Here is an 18,440-nt window from a genome sequence, read left to right as displayed (position 1 = left end):
TTTATAAATATTTTATAGACTCGAAGACTGTTATCCCGAGGCATTCGGGATTAGACAGATAGAGTAGTTGAGAAAGATGATTGGATTGATCTTATTATCTGTTTAATCTTGTCTATCAGTCTAAATGTCTAACATCTAATAATCTTCAATATAGATTTATTAAAATTTTAAACAAGCTCTTAATTATCCTAAACGAGAAATGCGCTCCAGCATATCCTCATCCAGAATTTTAATGATGCGGCCATCAACTGCAATCAGCTTCTCTTTCATAAAGGTGGTGAGGGTGCGGATGGCATTTGAAGTGGTCATGTTTGAAAAATTGGCCAAATCCTCACGGGATAAATATATGTTGAGCGTGCAGCCATCTTCTTCGTAACCGTAGATTTCTTTCAGCAGTATCAAACTTTCTGCCAATCGACCTCTGATGTGTTTTTGAGTGAGTGTAACTGTCCTAAAACGAGAAAATCCAAGCTCCGAGGCAAAGGATTTGATGATGTTGATGCAAAGTTTATTGTTGCTGGCCATTAGGTTGTCAACAACTTCCTTGTTGATGTGAAAAATGGTGCAGGGTTCAATAACCACTGCAGAGGCCACATGGTTTTCACCGGCAAAGAGTGCTCTGTAACCTATAAGACCGGGTGCCTTTGCCAGTCGTACAATTTGATCACGTCCACCAACGCCTTCCTTAAAAATTTTGACTTTCCCTGATCCGAGACAAAGCAAACCGGTTGGCATTTCGCCTTCCTGGTATATGATTTGGTTTTTGCGGTACTTGAGCGTTCTGTGGTTTTTTTCCAAATACTCTTTTTCAGCGTCAGTCAGAACGCTGAAAATTAACTGTATATCTTTAATTGAGGGGTCATTTGTTCCCGCTTTTTTTGTTGATGTCATACGCCCTGTGTTCTAAAACACTGTTCTAAAACACCAAAATTAGCAAAAAAACAGAATGAATTCAAATAAATAGAAGCTAATGGAACGAAATGGTTAAAAATATGACCAAAGTGTTCGTTTGGTTGGATTAATATCTTGCCACCAGTGGCATTCTTCGGCCAAATCCAAATGCTTTGCCGGAAACACGTAAAACCGGTGGTGCCTGAAACCGTTTATGTTCATTACGGTTAACCATCTGTATTGTTTTCAACACCGTATTCTGGTCAAAACCTTCTGAAACAATCTCTTTTGCCGATCTGTTTTGTTCGATGTATCTGAACAGAATCGCATCCAGCAGATCGTATTCAGGAAGAGAATCGGAGTCTTTTTGATCGGGTCGCAACTCTGCCGATGGTGGTTTGCTGATGGTGTTTTCGGGGATTATTTCTTCATTTCGGTTCAGAAACCGGCACATTTCGAATACACGGGTTTTATATACATCGCCTAAAACACTGAGGCCGCCGTTCATATCGCCATAGAGGGTGCCATAACCAACAGCTGCCTCGCTTTTGTTGGATGTGTTCAGCAGAATGTTTCCAAATTTATTTGAGTATGCCATTAGTAACGTTCCACGTATTCGAGCCTGGATGTTCTCTTCGGTTATATCACTTTCCCTACCGGAAAAGGAGTTTTGTAGTGCAAAATCAAATTGGAGTACAATATCTTTTATGGGAATAATTTCATAACTCATGCCAAGGTTCTCTGCTAAATCGCGTGCATCAGTTACACTGTGATCGCTGGAATATTGTGATGGCATTAAAATTCCATGTACGTTTTCTTTTCCCAATGCGGCAACAGCAATGGCAGCAGTAAGTGCAGAATCAATTCCACCCGATAATCCTACCAAGGCTTTTTTCAAGCTACTTTTGTTGAAATAGTCGCGAACACCTGTCACCAAAGCCTGGTAAATTAATTCAATTTCTGAAGGCTTCTCTTCTGATTTATTGGGAGTGGCTGGTTCGTTAAATTTTGTGTAAAAGGTCTCTTCTTTAAAAAAGCCTAATCTGTGCATTACTTCCCCGGCGGGAGAAATAACCATGGAGCCTCCGTCGAAAATTAGTTCTGTATTGGCTCCGGTTTGGTTTACATAGAAAACGGGGATTTGATATTGGGCTGCTTTTTTACATACCACCTGTTTTCTGATTTCGTGCTGATGGTATGAGAAGGGTGATGCGGCAATGTTGATGGCAAAAGTTGGTCGCAACGCGGCCAGCTTTTGCATGGGCGACAGGGTGTATAGATGGTTCCTGTCAAAGGCATTTTCTATTGGCCGGTCATCCCAGATATCTTCACAAATTGTGATGGCAATCCTGTGTCCTTTAAAGCTTATGACATTAAAATCCTGGTTGGGCTGAAAATAGCGATATTCATCAAATACATCGTAAGTAGGCAAAAGTGTTTTGTGTACTACCGGACGGGCATCGCCATCACTTAAAAGCCAGGCGGAGTTAAAGAGTTGTTTTCCTTTCGATCCCGGATTGATAGAGGGCCCGCCAACAATTGCCGTGACGGTTTGGCAGTGTTTTGCAATTTCATGCATGCAGTCAATGGCTTTCCGGACAAATTCTTCACGTGTTAGCATGTCCAAAGGTGGGTATCCACAAATGGCCAATTCGGAAAAGATGATGAGGTCAACGTGGTTTTCCGCGGCTTTTTTTATTTCATTAATGATTTTTGCCTTATTGGCGTCAAAGTCGCCTATTTTGTAGTTGAGTTGCGAAAGTGCCAGTTTAATTGGTGCCTGCATGATCTTTTTCTGATTTTTTCTGTATTAGAAGATAAAGCCAAACTCGAAGACGAATCTGTTCAGGATGGATTTGTCACTAAAACCTGATTTATTCGTAATATCTGTAAATCCGTTGTTGAATAACAGACCTATCATTAAGGCATTTCGTCCACCTACGGAATATTCAATACCGCCTCCAAGATGGTATCCTAAATCGAAGAATCGGACTTCGTTGCTTATGCTGTTCCCGTTGCCATCCTGTGCCTGGATATTTATCTGAGGCGATAGCCCAAATCTTCCGTAAATATTGGTTCGTCTGATGTCTTCTGACCTCAGCCTTAATCCCAGTGGAACCTCTAAATATTTCAAGTTGTATCGTTGACTGAAAACCTCTTCCCCGGTATCGTACGAAAGTTTTCCGCCTGTTGTGTTGATTGTGAGTCCAGTGGCAAATGCGTAATTATGGCCAAAAAATCTATCCATGAGTACCCCAAAATTGTATCCGGCTCGGGAACCTTTGTCTTCTACATTCTGATGATCAGATTTCATCCATGACACCTGGGGCGTAAGAACAAAAGAAAACCTGAAATCGCCACTGTGTTGAGCCGATAATTGGGTTATCGAAATCAGAATTATAAATAGAGAAAATAGCTTTTTCATTTCTTAAAGTGTTGAATGTTAAGGTGTATTTCAGTTAATGACTAAATGTTCTCAAAATTTTGTACAAACTTAATGAAATCAACGTGTGTTTTGGTACATATAAAGCAATAAATTGCTTTATATGTATTCTTTTGGGAATAATTATTGTTAATGATATTACCGATTTATGCCGGCTTTTATTGCAAAATCAAGGCCATGTTTCTATTATTGCAATTATATTTTTAATTTAATCTGATTTACTATGTCTGAAAATCGATCATTTTGGTTTCGATTATTGGTACTCTCACCTGTTGCTTTTGTGCTTTTGTTTAATTCATGTTCCTGTGAGCGACCACCAAGGGTCGATCACATAGAAGTTGATATAAATTTGATTCCATTCTATGAAGATTTGTTTTCCATCAATCCCGACAGTTTTCATCTGGAATTAGATCGATTGAAAAAAACTTATGGAAAGTATCTTGAAGCTTATAGTTTAGGGGTGATCGGAGCGGGGCACCCAGATGATTCTGATTACGTGGAAAATATGAGGTTCTTCCTTGACTATGAACCCAATCAAGAGGTTTTGGATACTGTTCGGCATGTTTTTCATGATAAGGATGCGTTAAAACGGGAGTTGACCAAAGCATTTCAATACTATTTGTATTACTTTCCCGACGAGCCTGTTCCAGATATTTACTTGCACATCTCCGGATTTAATCAGAATATGGTTGTTGATTCAACATGGCTTTCAATCAGTGTTGAGCAATACCTCGGCGCCGATTGTATTTTTTATGAGTGGTTATCGGTTCCCATGTATTTGAGACGTACCAAAGCTACCGAAAAAGTAGTGCCGGATGTGATGAAAGCAATCGCCATGAGCAGATATTTGTACAACGATTCCATTGATGATTTGGCCAATCAGATGATTTATAATGGAAAACTGCTTTGGTTTGTAAAGCATATGGTTCCGGATATTCCTGATACATTGCTGTTTGATTTTTCCAAAGAAGAGATGGCTTGGGTTAAAGGATTTGAAAAGGATATGTGGGCTGTTGTAGTTGAACAAAAACATCTCTTCTCCACAGACAGGATGACACTTCAGCGTTATATTGGTAAGAGTCCGTTTACGTTTTTCTTTGGGCAGGACTCTCCTGGTCGAACGGGTCATTATATTGGATACAGAATCATACAATCGTTTATGAGAAGAAATCCGGATGTTACTTTGCGGGAACTTATGGAGATGGATAACGGCCATGAGATTTTCGCTGCTGCCAGGTACAGACCATAATTATTGAATCACAGTCATTCACGAATAAGTTTGCTATGCGGGTTGGGTTGTTACAATACGCTCCGGTTATAGGAGATATAGACAAAAACATCAGGATTATTGAGAAATCTCTCGAAAAATCGGATAGTGCCGATTTATGGGTTTTACCAGAGTTGGCTTCCTCAGGCTATGCGTTTGCTTCCCGCGAAGAGGCTGTTTTATTATCTGAAAAGCTTAGTGACAGTAAATTCGTCAGATTTTTGATGTCTCAGGCGCAAAAACATCGTTGCTGGTTTGTAAGCGGGATTAATGAACGAGAGGGGGACAAGCTATATAACAGTTCCGTTTTGGTAAATGAAGAGGGTGTTCTTGGGGTTTACCGAAAACTGCATCTTTTTAAAAACGAAAAAAATATTTTTGAACCCGGAAATCTGGGGTTACCGGTGTTTGAAACACCTTTGGGGAAAATAGCAATGTTGATCTGTTTCGATTGGATGTTTCCTGAAGTATGGCGAATAATGGGGCTAAAGGGAGTTCAGTTGGTTTGTCATCCGTCTAATTTGGTTTTACCCTGGTGCCAGACTGCCATTCCTGGATATGCACTTACCAATAGATTTTATGTTGCCACCACCAATCGAGTGGGTACTGAGCGGGGTTTAAAATTTACCGGTTGTTCAGTTTTGGTTTCTCCAACAGGTGAGTATTTGCTGCAAGGAAAAAGAAAGAAAGAGCAATCTTTGGTAGCTGATGTCGATCTTAAGAAATCGACAGATAAACAAATAACAGAGGAGAACCATGCGTTTGAAGACCGCCGAATAGATGTATACGAAGTAAATCAGTGATGAAGAGTATGGCAGTCGTTGAAAAAAAGAGAGCGCTGAGAAAAGAGATCGCCGGTTATAAGCGGTTGATGACTCAGGAGGCGAAACATGCCGAATGCATGATTTGTGTCAAAGAGATTGAAGAAGCTGAAGCTTTTTTAGAGTCAAAAATAATATTGGCTTATTGGCCATTGTATGATGAGATTGATTTACGTCCCTTAATTTTGAAATGGCATCCTGAAAAAACTTTTTTGTTGCCTCAAGTGGCTGGCGAAAAGTTGGAATTAAGATATTTCAAAGGTGAAGATTCGCTGGTTCCGCAAGGGAAGTACGGAATTATGGAACCGCGTACAGAAATTTTTACGAAGTACGATAAGGTTGATCTTGTGCTGGTTCCCGGGCTGGCCTTTGACCATTTGGGATACAGATTGGGACGAGGAGCGGGTTATTACGATAAATTACTGCCAAAATTGTATAAAGCAGTTAAGATTGGGGTTGGATTCAGGTTTCAGATGGTAAAAGAAGTGCCGGTTGAACCTCATGATGAAGTACTTGATATTGTAATTGTTCCCAAATAAAAAAGACTGCCTAAGGCAGCCTTTTTAATGCATTTCAGTGCTTATTATGCGGGATGGATTGCCTCAGTAGGACAAACATCAGCACAAGCGCCACAATCGGTGCAAGCTTCGGGATCAATTACATAAATATCGCCCTCTGCGATGGCATCTACGGGGCACTCATCTAAACAGGAACCGCAAGCAATGCAATCTTCATTAATAACGTAAGCCATTTTATTAGATTTTAGGATTTACTTACAGGCAAAATTATTGGGTTTTTTTATTAAAAAAAATCATTTGGCGTTAAAAGCGTTTATTTTTATAGGTTATAAATTGTGTTTAGGGTCTAAAGTTCAGAATATCATGATTGTGTGTTTAAGAAGCCGATGGCAATAAATGCCATGAGTCCCGATGCTGTTTTTAATGATTCCTCGTTTAAATTAAACTGTGGTGTGTGCAGAGCACCGGTAATGTCATGTTTTTGTTTCACTCCAAAACGGTAAAATGTGCAGGGGAATTCTTGGCTATAGTACCCGAAATCTTCAGCAGTCATGCGGGTATCCATCACTTCAACCTGATCTTGACCAAGGTATACAGAAGCCATCTCTAATGCCTTTTGTGTAACCAACTCATTGTTGAAAACCATTGGATACCCATCTTTTATGTCAATGGTGCATTCACATCCGTAGGCAGAAGCTGTGTGTTTGGCAATTTCCCTGATTTTTGTTTTTATTTTTTCGCGCCACTCCTCGTTCATGGTTCTCAGGGTTCCAGCCAGATAAACTGTTTCCGGAATGATATTGGTCGCTCCCTTTCCTTCAATGTGTCCAAATGAAAGCACGGTCGGGATTGTTGCCGGCACAATTCGGCTAACCACCTGCTGAAGTGCAACAACTATTTGCGATGCAGCTAAAACAGTATCGTTCAGGGTGTGTGGCATGGCCGCATGTCCACCTTTCCCTTTCACAGTGATGTGAACTTCGTCGCCCGAGGCCATATACATCCCCGGTTTAAATCCAACATTCCCGCTCTCCATTTCCGGAAGAACATGTTGACCAATTATGATGTCTGGTTTCGGATCATTTAATGCACCTTCTTTTAATATTAATGACGCACCACCCGGGAATTTCTCTTCGCCTGGCTGAAATATTAATAGGGCGGTACCTTCCCAAGAATCTTTTATTTGCGTAAGTATTTTTGCGACACCCAATAATGATGCACTGTGTGCATCATGTCCACACGCGTGCATCACACCTTCTTTTTTAGAACTGAATTCCAATCCCGAATTCTCCTGAATGGGTAAAGCATCCATATCGGCTCTGAGACCAACCACCGGTCCATTTGTGGATTTGCCTTCGATGGTTGCAATGATTCCGGTACCGGCAATCCCTTTTTTGAAAGGGATTTTGAGTTTGTTAAGTTCATTGGCGATGTACTCTGAAGTCTGAACTTCTTCGAACGATAATTCCGGATTTTGGTGCAGCCATCGACGATGATTGATTATTTCAGGATAAATCTGATCTGAAAGTTGTCGGATTCTTTCTAAAAGTGATTGACGCATGAAGGTTTTATTTTGTTTGATGACAAATTTACAAAAAAAGAAAAGGCCATCCGGTATTTTTTGCGGATGACCTTTTCTATAATATTGTCAAATTCGATTTAGTTTAGAAGTCCTTCTAATACTTCAATCAGTTCCTCACCTCTTAATTGCTTGTGCATGATGTTTCCATCTCTGTCAAGCAACCATGTGTTAGGAATGGATTGAACGGCATAGGTTTGAGCCACGCTTCCCATCGGGTCGTGCAGAAGAACCCAGTTTAGCTGATCTTCTTCTACAGCCTTTTTCCATGCTTCAGTGGTTTCGTCCAATGAAACACTCACGATTTCAAATTCATCTCCACCAAAGCGATCATACGCTCTCTTTAAAATTGGATTTTCGATGCGGCATGGACGACACCATGCTGCCCAGAAATCAAGAAAAACATATTTCCCGCGGTATTGATCAAGGCTTACGGCGTTCCCTTCAATGTCTTTAAGAGTAAAAACCGGTGCTTCATTTCCAACCGAAAGCGCCGCTTCAGCTGCTCTTTGGGTTTGCATAGGAGTTAAAAATTCCTGTAGTTGAACTACGTATGGATGACCCGAAAGATTGGCTTCAAGTTTCTCAAGAATCTCTTCCAGCTCTTCCACTTCAAGACCCTGTGCCATGTTTAAGGCAAGAAAAGCACCAACAACATTGTTACTGTTCTCTTTAACAAAATTACGATAGTAATTTTGCTGCTCTTCGATAATGACCTGCATGTCGGCCATTATACTCTCCATGGTTGATTGATCGCCGCTGCTTTGAGCCATGAAAAATTCCTCCCTCATTCTCTCTACTTTTTCACTATGAGGAATTTCATCATTGAATTTTTTGAAGAGATTATTAAGACGTGAACCTTTAATTTCAACTGCTTCCATTTCAGCAGTGCTTCCTGTTATGGTAATGTTGGTGTTTTCCAAAAACAGTGCAATCGGAACCCTGTTAGTCCCATGAAATATCAAGTAGAGTTCAGGGTGTTCAACTGACCCTTCAAAAGTAAAGGCTCCATTTACCAATTCAGTGGTATCAACATCTTCAATACCAAACTCTGTAATTTTTTTCAAATATACAGTACCGGTTGTTACATCATTAAATTTACCTGACAACTTATAGCTGTCGGATGAACAGGCAGCCAAAATTATCGTAAGTGCCAGTGCAAAAAATACTTTTTTCATCATAAAAATAAAGTTGTTTAAATTATAAGTGTTTATTAAAATGCAGTCAAACTGCATTTTATTTCATTGTTATACCTGTTTGTTGTACAATTCAAGCAGTTCTCTGGCAGCTTCAAACGAACTGATTTGTCCGCTGTTTACCAGGGGTTCAATTTCGGCAATTTTATTCTTTATTAACGCATTATGGTAAAAATTATTTTTTAATTTTTCGTTGATGGATTCATACATCCAATATTGGGCTTGTTCCCGACGGTTTTGGTTGAAAAAATCGTTGCTTTTGGTTTTATGCATATACTCTTCAACCATATCCCAAATATTAGAAATACCTTCAGATAGGATGGATGAGCAGGTTTCTACCCGTGGTATCCATCCCGAACGGGTTGGCGGAAATAGGTGTAGGGCATTGGAATATTGTGTTTTTGCTAATTGAGCTTTTTGTATATTCTGGCCATCTGCTTTATTAACTGCAATTCCGTCGGCCATTTCCATAATGCCTCGTTTTATTCCCTGGAGTTCGTCTCCGGCACCTGCTATCAGTATTAACAGGAAAAAATCGACCATAGAATGAACAGCAGTTTCACTCTGTCCCACACCTACAGTTTCAATAAAGATGGTGTTGTAACCTGCTGCTTCACAAAGAATGATTGTTTCTCTGGTTTTTCGGGCTACACCTCCCAGTGATCCCGCCGAGGGAGAAGGTCTTATGTAGGCGTTGGGTGTCGATGAGAGACTCTCCATTCGTGTTTTGTCTCCCAATATGCTCCCTTTGGATCGTTCACTGCTGGGATCAATGGCTAAAACGGCCAGTTTGGCACCTTTTTCTATCAAGTGCAAACCCAGAGCTTCAATAAAGGTGCTTTTCCCGGCGCCCGGAACGCCAGTAATACCAAGTCTTACTGAACTCCCTGAATGTGGCAGACATTTAAGGATAATCTGCTGAGCCAACTCCTGGTGTTTGGGAAGAGAACTTTCGATGAGTGTTACGGCACGACTCAAAATTGTTATGTCGCCTGCCAGAATTCCATCCACATACTGTGCCAAAGTCAATTCCTGTGGTCTTTTTTGCAGGAATCGTCTGGCTGCATCGGGGTTAACCGATGGTGGTTGTTCAACTCCTTTGTTTACAATGAGTCCTTTATAGTTGGGATCGTTTTCGATATGACTGTGTTCTTTTCCCAGGTGCATGTTCTGTTAAAAATTATTTTGACAAACAAAGATAAAGGATATTTTAACCAATCCCGAATATTTGACCCTTATTGTATTACAACACCCGAAAGTCTTAATATTGATGCACTTCTGTCAGGGTCGTTGGTGTAAATTGTAATGGATTGATTTTGTCTTCCACTTCGTCCGCGTGAATTAAAAGTTACCGGAACTGAGGTGGATTGTCCCGGAGGGATAATGCTGCGATCGGGGTTGGATGCTGTGCAGCCGCAAGAGGTTCTGACGCGGCGCAAAATTAAATCACTTTTGCCGGAGTTTGTAACAATAAATGAGTGGTTGATTATTTCTCCCTGTTTTATCTCTCCAAAATCGAATGTGGTTTGGCTAAACTCTATTTTTGGTGCATTTGCAAGTGCTTCTTCATTCCATGAGGAGAAATCCTCTTCAACGGTTGCAGTGGAGCTGATGCGATTATTGCTTATTTGTTCACCGTTAATCAGAACCTGCATATGCGTATTGACAAATCCCCATTCATCTGTTTTCTCACTATTAAAAATGCCTCTGATAATACCCTCTTGTCCTGGTTGGAGCCTTTGGGGATATGCCTCCATGGTAATATGATCAGGCACTCTGGCAAATGTTATGGTTACAGGATTTTGTGATGTGTTTATGATTTCAACAGAATTTTCTTTTTGTGTACCTTTTGGTACTCTTCCGAAAGATAAATTTGTGTGTTTAAGACGTATAGGTCCAATCTCCCGCCGGTAGATTTCTTCAATTGGCCGGGCTCCCTGGGTAACAGTGCCAATAATTCTTAGTATTTCCTGACCTTGTTCGGCATTGCTGGCAATTGTAATGGATTGATTAAAGTTACCGGGTCTGTTACGTGGGTCGTATGTTATTTTTATAGTGCCTTGACGTTTTGGTTGAACGGGTGTTCTAGTCCATTCCGGTGCAGCACATCCACAGGATGTGCGGACGTTATGAATAACAAGAGGTTGTTCCCCATTATTGGTAAACTCAAAAACATGGCTTACCACCCCGTTTTCTTCAAGGATTTCACCAAAATCATGAACCTTATTCTCAAAATGAATAGTTGGTTTTGAACGTTGGCTCATGCCGGTAATTGAAAATGCCAATATTAAAATGACTATGGTTGAAAACTGTTTCATTCGTCTGTGATTTAATTTATCAATTAATCAGGCTGTATTTTAACTATGTAAAACTAGTGAAATAATTTTTACGCGTAAAATGAAAACCTGTCTGATCATTCTTTCGTACACACTGTGTTGTGAACTTCAAAAGTTATACCAGAAGCTGATGTCCAAGATTTGTGTAATCGTTTTAAATGGCCAGGAAATGAAGCGGTTGCAGTTTTTGTTTTTTGTATAGCCAATTGTGGTTCGGTTTTTGAATAGCATGTAATAAATTTATATAAAAACTGTTTATTTAATTTAAAGCTTGATATTATGAAGAAGTTTACTTACCTCTTATCTTTATTAATGGTTGGTACCGTTTTGATGTTTACTCAGTGCCGATCGAAAAAAGAGACTGCAACTGTAACTCCTCCTCCGGGAGAGACTCGTGTTGAAGTTTTATGCAGCGGTCCTGATTATTTTTCCAATTCAGAATTTTTTAGAGCAAACAGTGTAGCAGAAAGTCCAAACCAAGCCAACTCTAAACGTATGGCTCTGAGTAATGCCAGAGCTGAATTGGCTGCTCAAATTGAGGTTACTGTTAAATCAGTGATCGATAATTATGTACAGGATATTACAGTAGGCAATCGTCAGGAGTTTACTCAACGTTATGAAGGCCTTACGCGCGAAGTAATTAATCAGCGTTTAACCGGTACACGGGTAATTTGCGAGGAACTTACCAGAACTCCAGAGGGACGTTATAAAACCTATATTGCCATTGAGTTAAGTGGTGAAGAACTGGTAAATGCAATGAATGATCGCATTTCAAGAGATGAAAGACTTCGCTTAGATTATGATTATGAAAGGTTTAAAGATACCTTTAATCAGGAAATGGAGCAAATGAGACAGGATAGAGGTTACTAAGAAAATATTTGTTCTGAACAACGAAAATAAGGTTCAATGAGACACGTCTCGTTGAACCTTATTTTTTATTGAGGGTTCGTTTTTCCTGAAATAATCAGATGCCCAATTCTGCACATCAGACATTTCTTTTCTCTGCAATATCGTTTTTTTAAATGAACCAGTGCCTGAGATTGAGCCGCATTCCTGGCCTGAATGCCAGTCTCCTCCCATTTCTCGATAATGGTATTCGATTCAGGTTTTAAGGACTCCAGCCATCCTGTGCTTTTACTACAGAACTCCTCGTTTCCTCTAAGTTTACCATAAGCAAATGCTAAAGGAACAAAAGTGTTAATGATGATGAGTTCACGGGAGTTTTGTCCTATGGCTTTGCTTTTTACAGGAGACTCAGCTCCGGGACGGTAATGATTCATCCAATAACCCGATGGTGAAATATTAAGCAATGCGATAAGTTGTTGTGTGGTCTCAGCTTTTAAAACCTTACTAAGTGACAATCTACCTTTGTTAAATAATTCAGCCAACTGCACCAGTCTGATGGTTGGAAAATTGGATGGTCTTAACCGAAGAAATTTCCATGTGTGACTTTCAATGGGGGTTAATCCATATTTGGCGGAAAGAAGTTTATATTCTTTCTGAAGTTTTTGGATGTATTCATCTTCCGGGAGCAAATCTGAAAGAAACCCTCCCTGACCAAGAAAAATGGCCTCCAAACGTTCAATGTTATCAGCATTTTTTAATATCGTTCTCCATGGAGTTCGTCGGGCAAGCATTTCAAAAGGATCTCCATTTAATCCAAAGCCAAAATTACGAACCAGCAGAACATAAAAAACTTCGTCCCAATCGTTGTTGTATTGGGAAAGTAGCTTAATTACAGAATCAACTTTCATTTCCAGTTTTTCAATGGTCATCCTTTCCAGCCATTGTCCTAAATGAAATTCATCAATCTGTTTTATATCTTCAGCGCATGGAACCCATAACTGATTCTGCTGAAGTTCCATGTATTTATGCGTGAGAGCCGTTTCAATGGGGATTTCCCAAACAGGAATTTCTCTTTGAGATGCATTGAAACATGTTGAATTATTTTCAGCAACCACATGAAGTATAACATTGTTGTATGCTTCATCCTGATGATGCCCATGTTTGAACCAATCTGAGGCTTTTAGATGGATTTCAATGTTTCCGGCCCACATGGTGTCACCGATTTTTATTTTTGCGTTGAAAAAATCGGGACCTGCATCGCTGTTCAGAAGTCCGGGATTGATGATCTCCAATTGCTCTCCCTGATTGGAGAAATACTGTCCCGGCTTGTAAAGCCTGTGTTTCCAAATGTAATGAAGAAAATCTTCGGTCATATTCTCGGGAATTGGTTATTAGGTTTATCCCTAAAATACGATATTTATTTTAATTCAGGAGATATTTGATAACCGTTTTTTTGAATGAGATCCCCGGGCGTTCTAGAGCTAATGCCATATGTAGTATATTTGTACACACGGTGCTGTCGAATGGGAGATGAGTGGTGTTGTTTGAGTTTATATGCAAAATAATTGAAACAAGTGTCGTGACATTTTTTTACAGATGCCTAATGCATGTAATATAAAGCTTGGCTCTGATAAACCTTATAGTGTGGTGGAGGTTAAAAGTTTTTTATCACCGTAATGACCCCAAAGGCTTAGTGCTTGAACAGTAATAACATCTTCTTTTATTGAGTATACAAGTCGGTGCTTATGATTTAGTCTGCATGAATATTTCCCCGCAAGACGATATTTGATTACCTCCTAACTCGTCTTGTCATTCGAAGGGTTGATAAAATAATATTGAATTTCTCTATGTCTTGTGGCAGTACATTGATATATCCAACTACAACATTACTTTCCTTTTTTTCTCTCCAATACCTTCCCATATATTCTCCGTTTAAATCCAATGTTTCATTTAGCAATATCTTCAAAGAAACATCTTTACCGTATTTTTTTTCTTTAAATATGTTTATTGCTCCACCTGATTTATCATCATTAGTGATATATATGATTGATGAGTCATTATAAGCTAATCTATACTCTATATAATGTTCATCATCAATAATTTTGTAGCAGATAAATCCTTTCGATACATCTAAAAAATAATGTTGATCCCCTAACGAAAACTTCCTAGTTTTTTGCGACATGCCAGGAACACAAGCTATAGTTAAAATATAGATTAACAATACTTTCATAATCATTTATATACATGAATTTTTAACCGCTCGGAAGCTCTCATTGAAAACAATTACTCAATTCCAACAAAATATAGATCAAACCCACCCAGTCCTCCGGGGCGATTGGATGAGAATATCATCATTGATTGAGTCTCTGAAACCCTCTCATCAAATACTATAGGTCTGAATTCATCGTATTCTGAATTAATTGTTGATCCAAAATTGACAGGATCACTCCATTGGTTGTTTTCCCAAAGGCTGTAATATAGATCAAAACCTCCATTTCCACCTTCCCGGTTTGAAGCAAACACTATTTTGTTATCAAAAATATAGGGACATTTATCATCCGACAGGCTTGATAGTGATTCTTCAAGAAAAACTTCATACGGTGAATCATCTGACAGTAATGACTCAATGTCCGTTTCTGCATTAACATCTACGTAGTAGATGTTAAAACTGTTGCCATCTCTGTTAGAACAAAAATAGATTCTCGATTTATCCGAATTAAATGTGGGGTACATGTTATCGTTCCCGGAATTCAAAAACATCACCTCTCTGGGGTCTGAAAATTCTGTGTTATTCTTATTTGAAATGTAGTTTATTTTGGAATTTCCGGTAATGTCAGTTGAATACAATAAGATGAAATTCATTTTGTTTGAATTATGTTCTATTATCAGATTAGGCCCCAGTTCATTTCCGGATGTTTTAATTTTATTCAGCCCATCTTTTATTACTTCAAAATATTCCTCATAACTGCCCCAGACTCCGTATTCATTTTTTATCGTGAGGATTTCAGTTGTTCTATCAAAGCTTATATCCATAGGCTTAAAAATGATATCAAATTCGTCTCCATTACTATTCCTGTTAGACGAGAAGCAAAAGGGTATCAACTCTCCCAGTGTTGGTGCTGTCATATTGAAATCATCATGCTCTGTATTGAAATCAGACAAGTTGACAGGCGTTCTAGGCAATCTGCCTTCATTATACTTATATTCATTATTTGATTTTTCGCACGAAGAAGTTAAGCCTATGAAAATGGTGAAAAATATGATTGTAAGTACATTTTTCATAACCATGGTTTCTTTTGTCTTTGATTAGGACGTGGGTTTTTGTTTCTTTTACTTTATTGCCTCAACCGTATAACCAGCTTTTTTAAGCAGATTAAGCAGACCCTTTTCCCCCGGAAGATGTCCTGCACCCACAGCGATAAAGGACTGGTGGCTTGCCATGGTTTTCTCTAATATCGGAACCCAGTTTTTGTTTCGTTCGGTAAGAAGTATCTCTTCAAAATCTCTTATATAACTGTCAGATTCTTTTATGGCTTCGTAAAGGCAGTTTATATCCTGATTTTTATAGCAGTGAACGAGTTGCTCAAATTCTGCCAAACCTTTTTCAGGATCATTTATCATGGTAACCAGCTCTTTTACTTGAAGTTCGTATGGTATATTGTCGAATATGCCTGTCTGGAACTCAATGGTTTCCAGTCCTTTTATTGTCAGTTCGTTTTGTATTGCATAAGTTAAGAAATAGTTTTCATAGGATTCTATTCTGTCGCAGTTAATCTGTGTCATCACAAGCATCGATGCTATCACAAATGGTTTCATCATGCCAATCTGCTCCAGTCCTGCACCAAATCGGCTGGTCAGATAGTTGTTGAATGCTTCAATTTCTTCGGGAGTCATAGCATCTGAGATGTTTTTCATTTCCGGATGCATGGCCAGGCTTTGCATTTTTTGCATCATTTGAGGATCGCTCATGTCCAGTTCCATCACCATTTTTTGGCTGTTTTTTAGTGCTTCGGTAACTGACTCCGACACAAAGAAATCATCGGCACAAATCATATGGATGGTTCCATAAATCCATGAAGGCTGTTCCAGACCGTTACCGGAAACACGATAAAGAAGGCTGTTGTTTTGTGCCATACAAACAACCATAGTACAAAAGAACAAGGAAAGAACGAATACTCGTTTCATTTTTTTTGTATTAGAGGTTTAGTAATTGCTTAAATTGTTTTAATAGAGAGATTTGTCGGCTCTGATTTTTTCAATGTCTTTGTCATTGAAAGTTCTTATGCTATATTTAAACCCCGCGTAAAGAGCTAATCCATAGAATAAGATGTCCATAAAGCTGAAGGTTGCTGACATTAGCTGTGGCAGCAGACGATAATCGAAGCCAAATATTAAATCTAAAACATTTACATCCTGCATCTTTGCAATTATCGCCATTAAAGCAAAGAATTTTCCCAGAAAAACACTGAACAGAGAGATGATGGCTCCAACCGCACCAAATACTGGCTCAATACCGTTTCCGAAAGTTCTTACGCCAAAACCTACACCGAAACCAATCCCAAGAGCAAGCCATCCAATCTGGAAGCCTGTGGCAGCTGCTATTGCCCCCCAAACCACAGCACCAAGAAAACCGGCAATAATGCCTGCATAAATTCCAAATGCCAGATTTTGTTCACTTTTTAATCTTGCATATTGTTCTGGTGTAATCCTGTGAATCACATCGCCCGGGGTTAATGGTTCCAATTCAACCTGAGGTGTTGTTTTTATTTTCTCGTCCAGATTAAAGTGTTCGCATGCTGAAGTAAAAGTAGCGATGTTGCCTGTCAGACTGCATACAAGTCCCTGTTTCATGTCCATTTGCCTAAGCTGGCATACTTTGCAAAACTGAAGTTGTTCGTTTCTTGTCATTTTAATAAGGTTAGGATTAATGGTTTCAATAATTCAAAAGTAGTAATTTTTCACAAATTCACATTATTTAACGTTCGTTTTTTGCGCTATTTGTTTCTTTTACCCTTAAAGCCTGATTCATCAGGCTTTAAAATCATCGGCCTGTTCTCTTAATGTGCGAACGACCGCTTGAAATGACGCATTTGCAAGTTGCTGTTTATGGCAGAGTTTAAAAATAAATTACTATATTTGGATAAAAGGATATAAAAATCCAGAAAACAACTCATGTCCCTGATTCTCATCTCTGAGAGTTCAAATCTGCTAAACTTCTAATTTTTAATATAAAACTACACAAAAATGAGGTTTATAACTATCAATGCAAGAAATTACAGAGAAGTTGAATACATCAGGTATTTGCCTGAGGAGGTTAAAAGAGAAATTGATATTGTGTCAAGTGTAATACCTTTCAAAACCAATAATTACGTTGTAGATTACCTTATTGACTGGGAGAATTACGAAAATGATCCAATTTACATACTCAACTTTCCTAATAAGAACATGATGAAACGGCATCAATACGAAAAGCTTAAGGATGCCTACGATCGAAATCTTCCAAAGGCTGAGATTGACAAATTGATTTTTAATATTCGCATGGACATGAATCCTCACCCGGCTCAGCAAATGACGAATGTGCCAAATTTGAATGGGGAAGAGTTGAAAGGTGTTCAGCACAAATACCGCGATATTGTGCTGTTCTTCCCAAGTCAGGGGCAAACCTGCCATGCACATTGTACATTTTGTTTCAGGTGGCCTCAATTTGTAAAGGATATGGATTTGAAATTTTCCATGAGGGAAATTGAAAAGGTGATTGATTACATCAGGATAAATCCTGATGTAAATGAAATCCTATTTACCGGAGGCGATCCCATGGTGATGGATCCGGCAACCATTCGTAAATATTTTGAGGCCATAAAGGCCGCTCGTCCCGGTAATTTGAAGCACATCCGTTTTGGAACAAAATCACTTTCCTATTGGCCATTTGCATTTATTCCTCAGCTGAGTGAAGAGGGACAAGAGATGCTTGATTTGTTGAAAGATATTGCTGATAGTGGTTTTCATCTGGCATTTATGGCACACTTTAATCATCCGAACGAGCTGGATAACGAAATTGTGCAGGAGGCCATTTACAACATCCGTCAGGCTGGAGCAGAAATTCGTACTCAGGCTCCAATTCTCCGGCATATCAATGACGACAGTGAGGTTTGGTCTCAAATGTGGAAAAAGCAGGTAGGCCTGGGTCTTATCCCTTATTACATGTTTATAGAGCGCGAAACCGGTCCGTATAACTATTTTCAGATACCGTTGGCCAGGGTTTATGAGTTGTATCGCAACGCCATCAGGGAATCGGGAAGTTTTGCGAAAACCATTACCGGCCCGGTAATGTCCGCTTCAAAAGGGAAAGCCCATATTATGGGGGTGATGGATAACCCTGTCGATGGAGAAAAATACTTCATGATGCAATATGTACGTCACAGAGATTATAAGCAGACCTATAAGCCATTCTTTATGGAATATGACGAAAAAGCCACATGGATTGACCAACTTAATGAAGTCTCAGTGGGAAGTATGGTGTAAGGAATTTAAAAATTTGAAAAG

The 18,440-nt window shown here is 39.2% G+C and carries 19 protein-coding genes; 5 read left to right on the top strand and 14 right to left on the bottom strand.

All coding sequences use genetic code 11. The features are described 5' to 3' along the window. Positions 1 to 183 precede the first annotated feature (183 nt). From B5X70_RS11165 to B5X70_RS11155, 3 genes are all read right to left on the bottom strand, one after another. Positions 184 to 891, bottom strand: coding sequence for a Crp/Fnr family transcriptional regulator (locus B5X70_RS11165; protein WP_079557988.1), 708 nt, complete (start codon positions 889 to 891; stop codon positions 184 to 186). A gap of 127 nt (positions 892 to 1,018) precedes the next feature. Then, positions 1,019 to 2,677 carry an NAD+ synthase gene (locus B5X70_RS11160; RefSeq protein WP_232468378.1) on the bottom strand — a complete coding sequence of 553 codons (1,659 nt, stop codon included), beginning with the start codon at positions 2,675 to 2,677 and terminating at the stop codon, positions 1,019 to 1,021. A 24-nt stretch (positions 2,678 to 2,701) separates the two neighbouring features. After that, positions 2,702 to 3,316, bottom strand: coding sequence for a porin family protein (locus tag B5X70_RS11155; RefSeq protein WP_079557987.1), 615 nt, complete (start codon positions 3,314 to 3,316; stop codon positions 2,702 to 2,704). 241 nt (positions 3,317 to 3,557) lie between these two features. Between B5X70_RS11155 and gldB the strand changes: the two genes are divergently transcribed. From gldB to B5X70_RS18330, 3 genes are read left to right on the top strand one after another with little or no spacing between them, the layout of a single operon-like run. Further along, positions 3,558 to 4,583: a gliding motility lipoprotein GldB gene (gene gldB / locus B5X70_RS11150; protein ID WP_079557986.1), complete on the top strand. Its 1,026-nt coding sequence runs from the start codon at positions 3,558 to 3,560 to the stop codon at positions 4,581 to 4,583. 35 nt (positions 4,584 to 4,618) lie between these two features. Beyond that, positions 4,619 to 5,404: a nitrilase-related carbon-nitrogen hydrolase gene (locus B5X70_RS18335; protein ID WP_232468377.1), complete on the top strand. Its 786-nt coding sequence runs from the start codon at positions 4,619 to 4,621 to the stop codon at positions 5,402 to 5,404. Positions 5,405 to 5,412: 8 nt separating this feature from the next. Next, positions 5,413 to 5,961, top strand: coding sequence for a 5-formyltetrahydrofolate cyclo-ligase (locus B5X70_RS18330; RefSeq protein ID WP_234995080.1), 549 nt, complete (start codon positions 5,413 to 5,415; stop codon positions 5,959 to 5,961). Between the two features lie 44 nt (positions 5,962 to 6,005). Here B5X70_RS18330 and B5X70_RS11140 read toward each other — a convergent pair whose 3' ends face one another. From B5X70_RS11140 to B5X70_RS11120, 5 genes are all read right to left on the bottom strand, one after another. Beyond that, complete coding sequence (locus B5X70_RS11140; protein WP_079557985.1) at positions 6,006 to 6,173, bottom strand: DUF362 domain-containing protein; 168 nt, start codon at positions 6,171 to 6,173, stop codon at positions 6,006 to 6,008. Positions 6,174 to 6,301: 128 nt separating this feature from the next. Then, positions 6,302 to 7,501, bottom strand: a complete 1,200-nt coding sequence (locus B5X70_RS11135) for a M20 metallopeptidase family protein (RefSeq protein ID WP_079557984.1) — start codon at positions 7,499 to 7,501, stop codon at positions 6,302 to 6,304. A gap of 98 nt (positions 7,502 to 7,599) precedes the next feature. Further along, positions 7,600 to 8,700, bottom strand: a complete 1,101-nt coding sequence (locus B5X70_RS11130) for a TlpA disulfide reductase family protein (RefSeq protein WP_232468375.1) — start codon at positions 8,698 to 8,700, stop codon at positions 7,600 to 7,602. 66 nt (positions 8,701 to 8,766) lie between these two features. After that, complete coding sequence (gene meaB, locus B5X70_RS11125; RefSeq protein ID WP_079557983.1) at positions 8,767 to 9,882, bottom strand: methylmalonyl Co-A mutase-associated GTPase MeaB; 1,116 nt, start codon at positions 9,880 to 9,882, stop codon at positions 8,767 to 8,769. Positions 9,883 to 9,950: 68 nt separating this feature from the next. Next, a complete protein-coding gene (locus B5X70_RS11120; RefSeq protein ID WP_079557982.1) occupies positions 9,951 to 11,033 on the bottom strand; it encodes a DUF1573 domain-containing protein in 1,083 nt (360 codons plus the stop codon). 297 nt (positions 11,034 to 11,330) lie between these two features. On the opposite strand from B5X70_RS11120, the gene B5X70_RS11115 reads away from it, so the two are divergent. Next, on the top strand, positions 11,331 to 11,921 hold the full coding sequence (locus B5X70_RS11115; RefSeq protein WP_079557981.1) for an LPP20 family lipoprotein: 591 nt from the start codon (positions 11,331 to 11,333) through the stop codon (positions 11,919 to 11,921). A gap of 65 nt (positions 11,922 to 11,986) precedes the next feature. On the opposite strand, the gene B5X70_RS11110 is transcribed toward B5X70_RS11115, so the two are convergent. From B5X70_RS11110 to B5X70_RS11085, 6 genes are all read right to left on the bottom strand, one after another. Further along, positions 11,987 to 13,270 (bottom strand): DUF2851 family protein, encoded by a 1,284-nt coding sequence (locus B5X70_RS11110; protein ID WP_079557980.1) that lies wholly within the window; start codon positions 13,268 to 13,270, stop codon positions 11,987 to 11,989. A 264-nt stretch (positions 13,271 to 13,534) separates the two neighbouring features. Further along, the gene (locus tag B5X70_RS11105; protein WP_079558069.1) at positions 13,535 to 13,687 is read right to left on the bottom strand and encodes a type II toxin-antitoxin system YoeB family toxin; all 153 of its coding nucleotides are present in this window, start codon (positions 13,685 to 13,687) and stop codon (positions 13,535 to 13,537) included. Then, complete coding sequence (locus B5X70_RS11100) at positions 13,687 to 14,133, bottom strand: hypothetical protein (RefSeq protein WP_079557979.1); 447 nt, start codon at positions 14,131 to 14,133, stop codon at positions 13,687 to 13,689. The genes B5X70_RS11105 and B5X70_RS11100 overlap by 1 nt, the downstream gene beginning before the upstream one ends. Before the next feature lie 47 nt (positions 14,134 to 14,180). Further along, the gene (locus B5X70_RS11095; protein ID WP_159450003.1) at positions 14,181 to 15,179 is read right to left on the bottom strand and encodes a TolB family protein; all 999 of its coding nucleotides are present in this window, start codon (positions 15,177 to 15,179) and stop codon (positions 14,181 to 14,183) included. A 48-nt stretch (positions 15,180 to 15,227) separates the two neighbouring features. Beyond that, positions 15,228 to 16,082, bottom strand: coding sequence for a TraB/GumN family protein (locus tag B5X70_RS11090; protein WP_079557977.1), 855 nt, complete (start codon positions 16,080 to 16,082; stop codon positions 15,228 to 15,230). A gap of 39 nt (positions 16,083 to 16,121) precedes the next feature. Then, positions 16,122 to 16,805, bottom strand: coding sequence for a hypothetical protein (locus tag B5X70_RS11085; protein ID WP_079557976.1), 684 nt, complete (start codon positions 16,803 to 16,805; stop codon positions 16,122 to 16,124). A gap of 336 nt (positions 16,806 to 17,141) precedes the next feature. On the opposite strand from B5X70_RS11085, the gene B5X70_RS11080 reads away from it, so the two are divergent. Continuing rightward, positions 17,142 to 18,419 (top strand): KamA family radical SAM protein, encoded by a 1,278-nt coding sequence (locus tag B5X70_RS11080; RefSeq protein WP_079557975.1) that lies wholly within the window; start codon positions 17,142 to 17,144, stop codon positions 18,417 to 18,419. Positions 18,420 to 18,440 lie beyond the last annotated feature (21 nt).

The organism is Alkalitalea saponilacus (genome assembly GCF_900168165.1).
Taxonomy (GTDB): domain Bacteria; phylum Bacteroidota; class Bacteroidia; order Bacteroidales; family Marinilabiliaceae; genus Natronoflexus; species Natronoflexus saponilacus.
The sequence above is the reverse complement of the archived record's forward strand: the minus strand, read 5'-3'. Positions and strand labels throughout refer to the sequence as shown.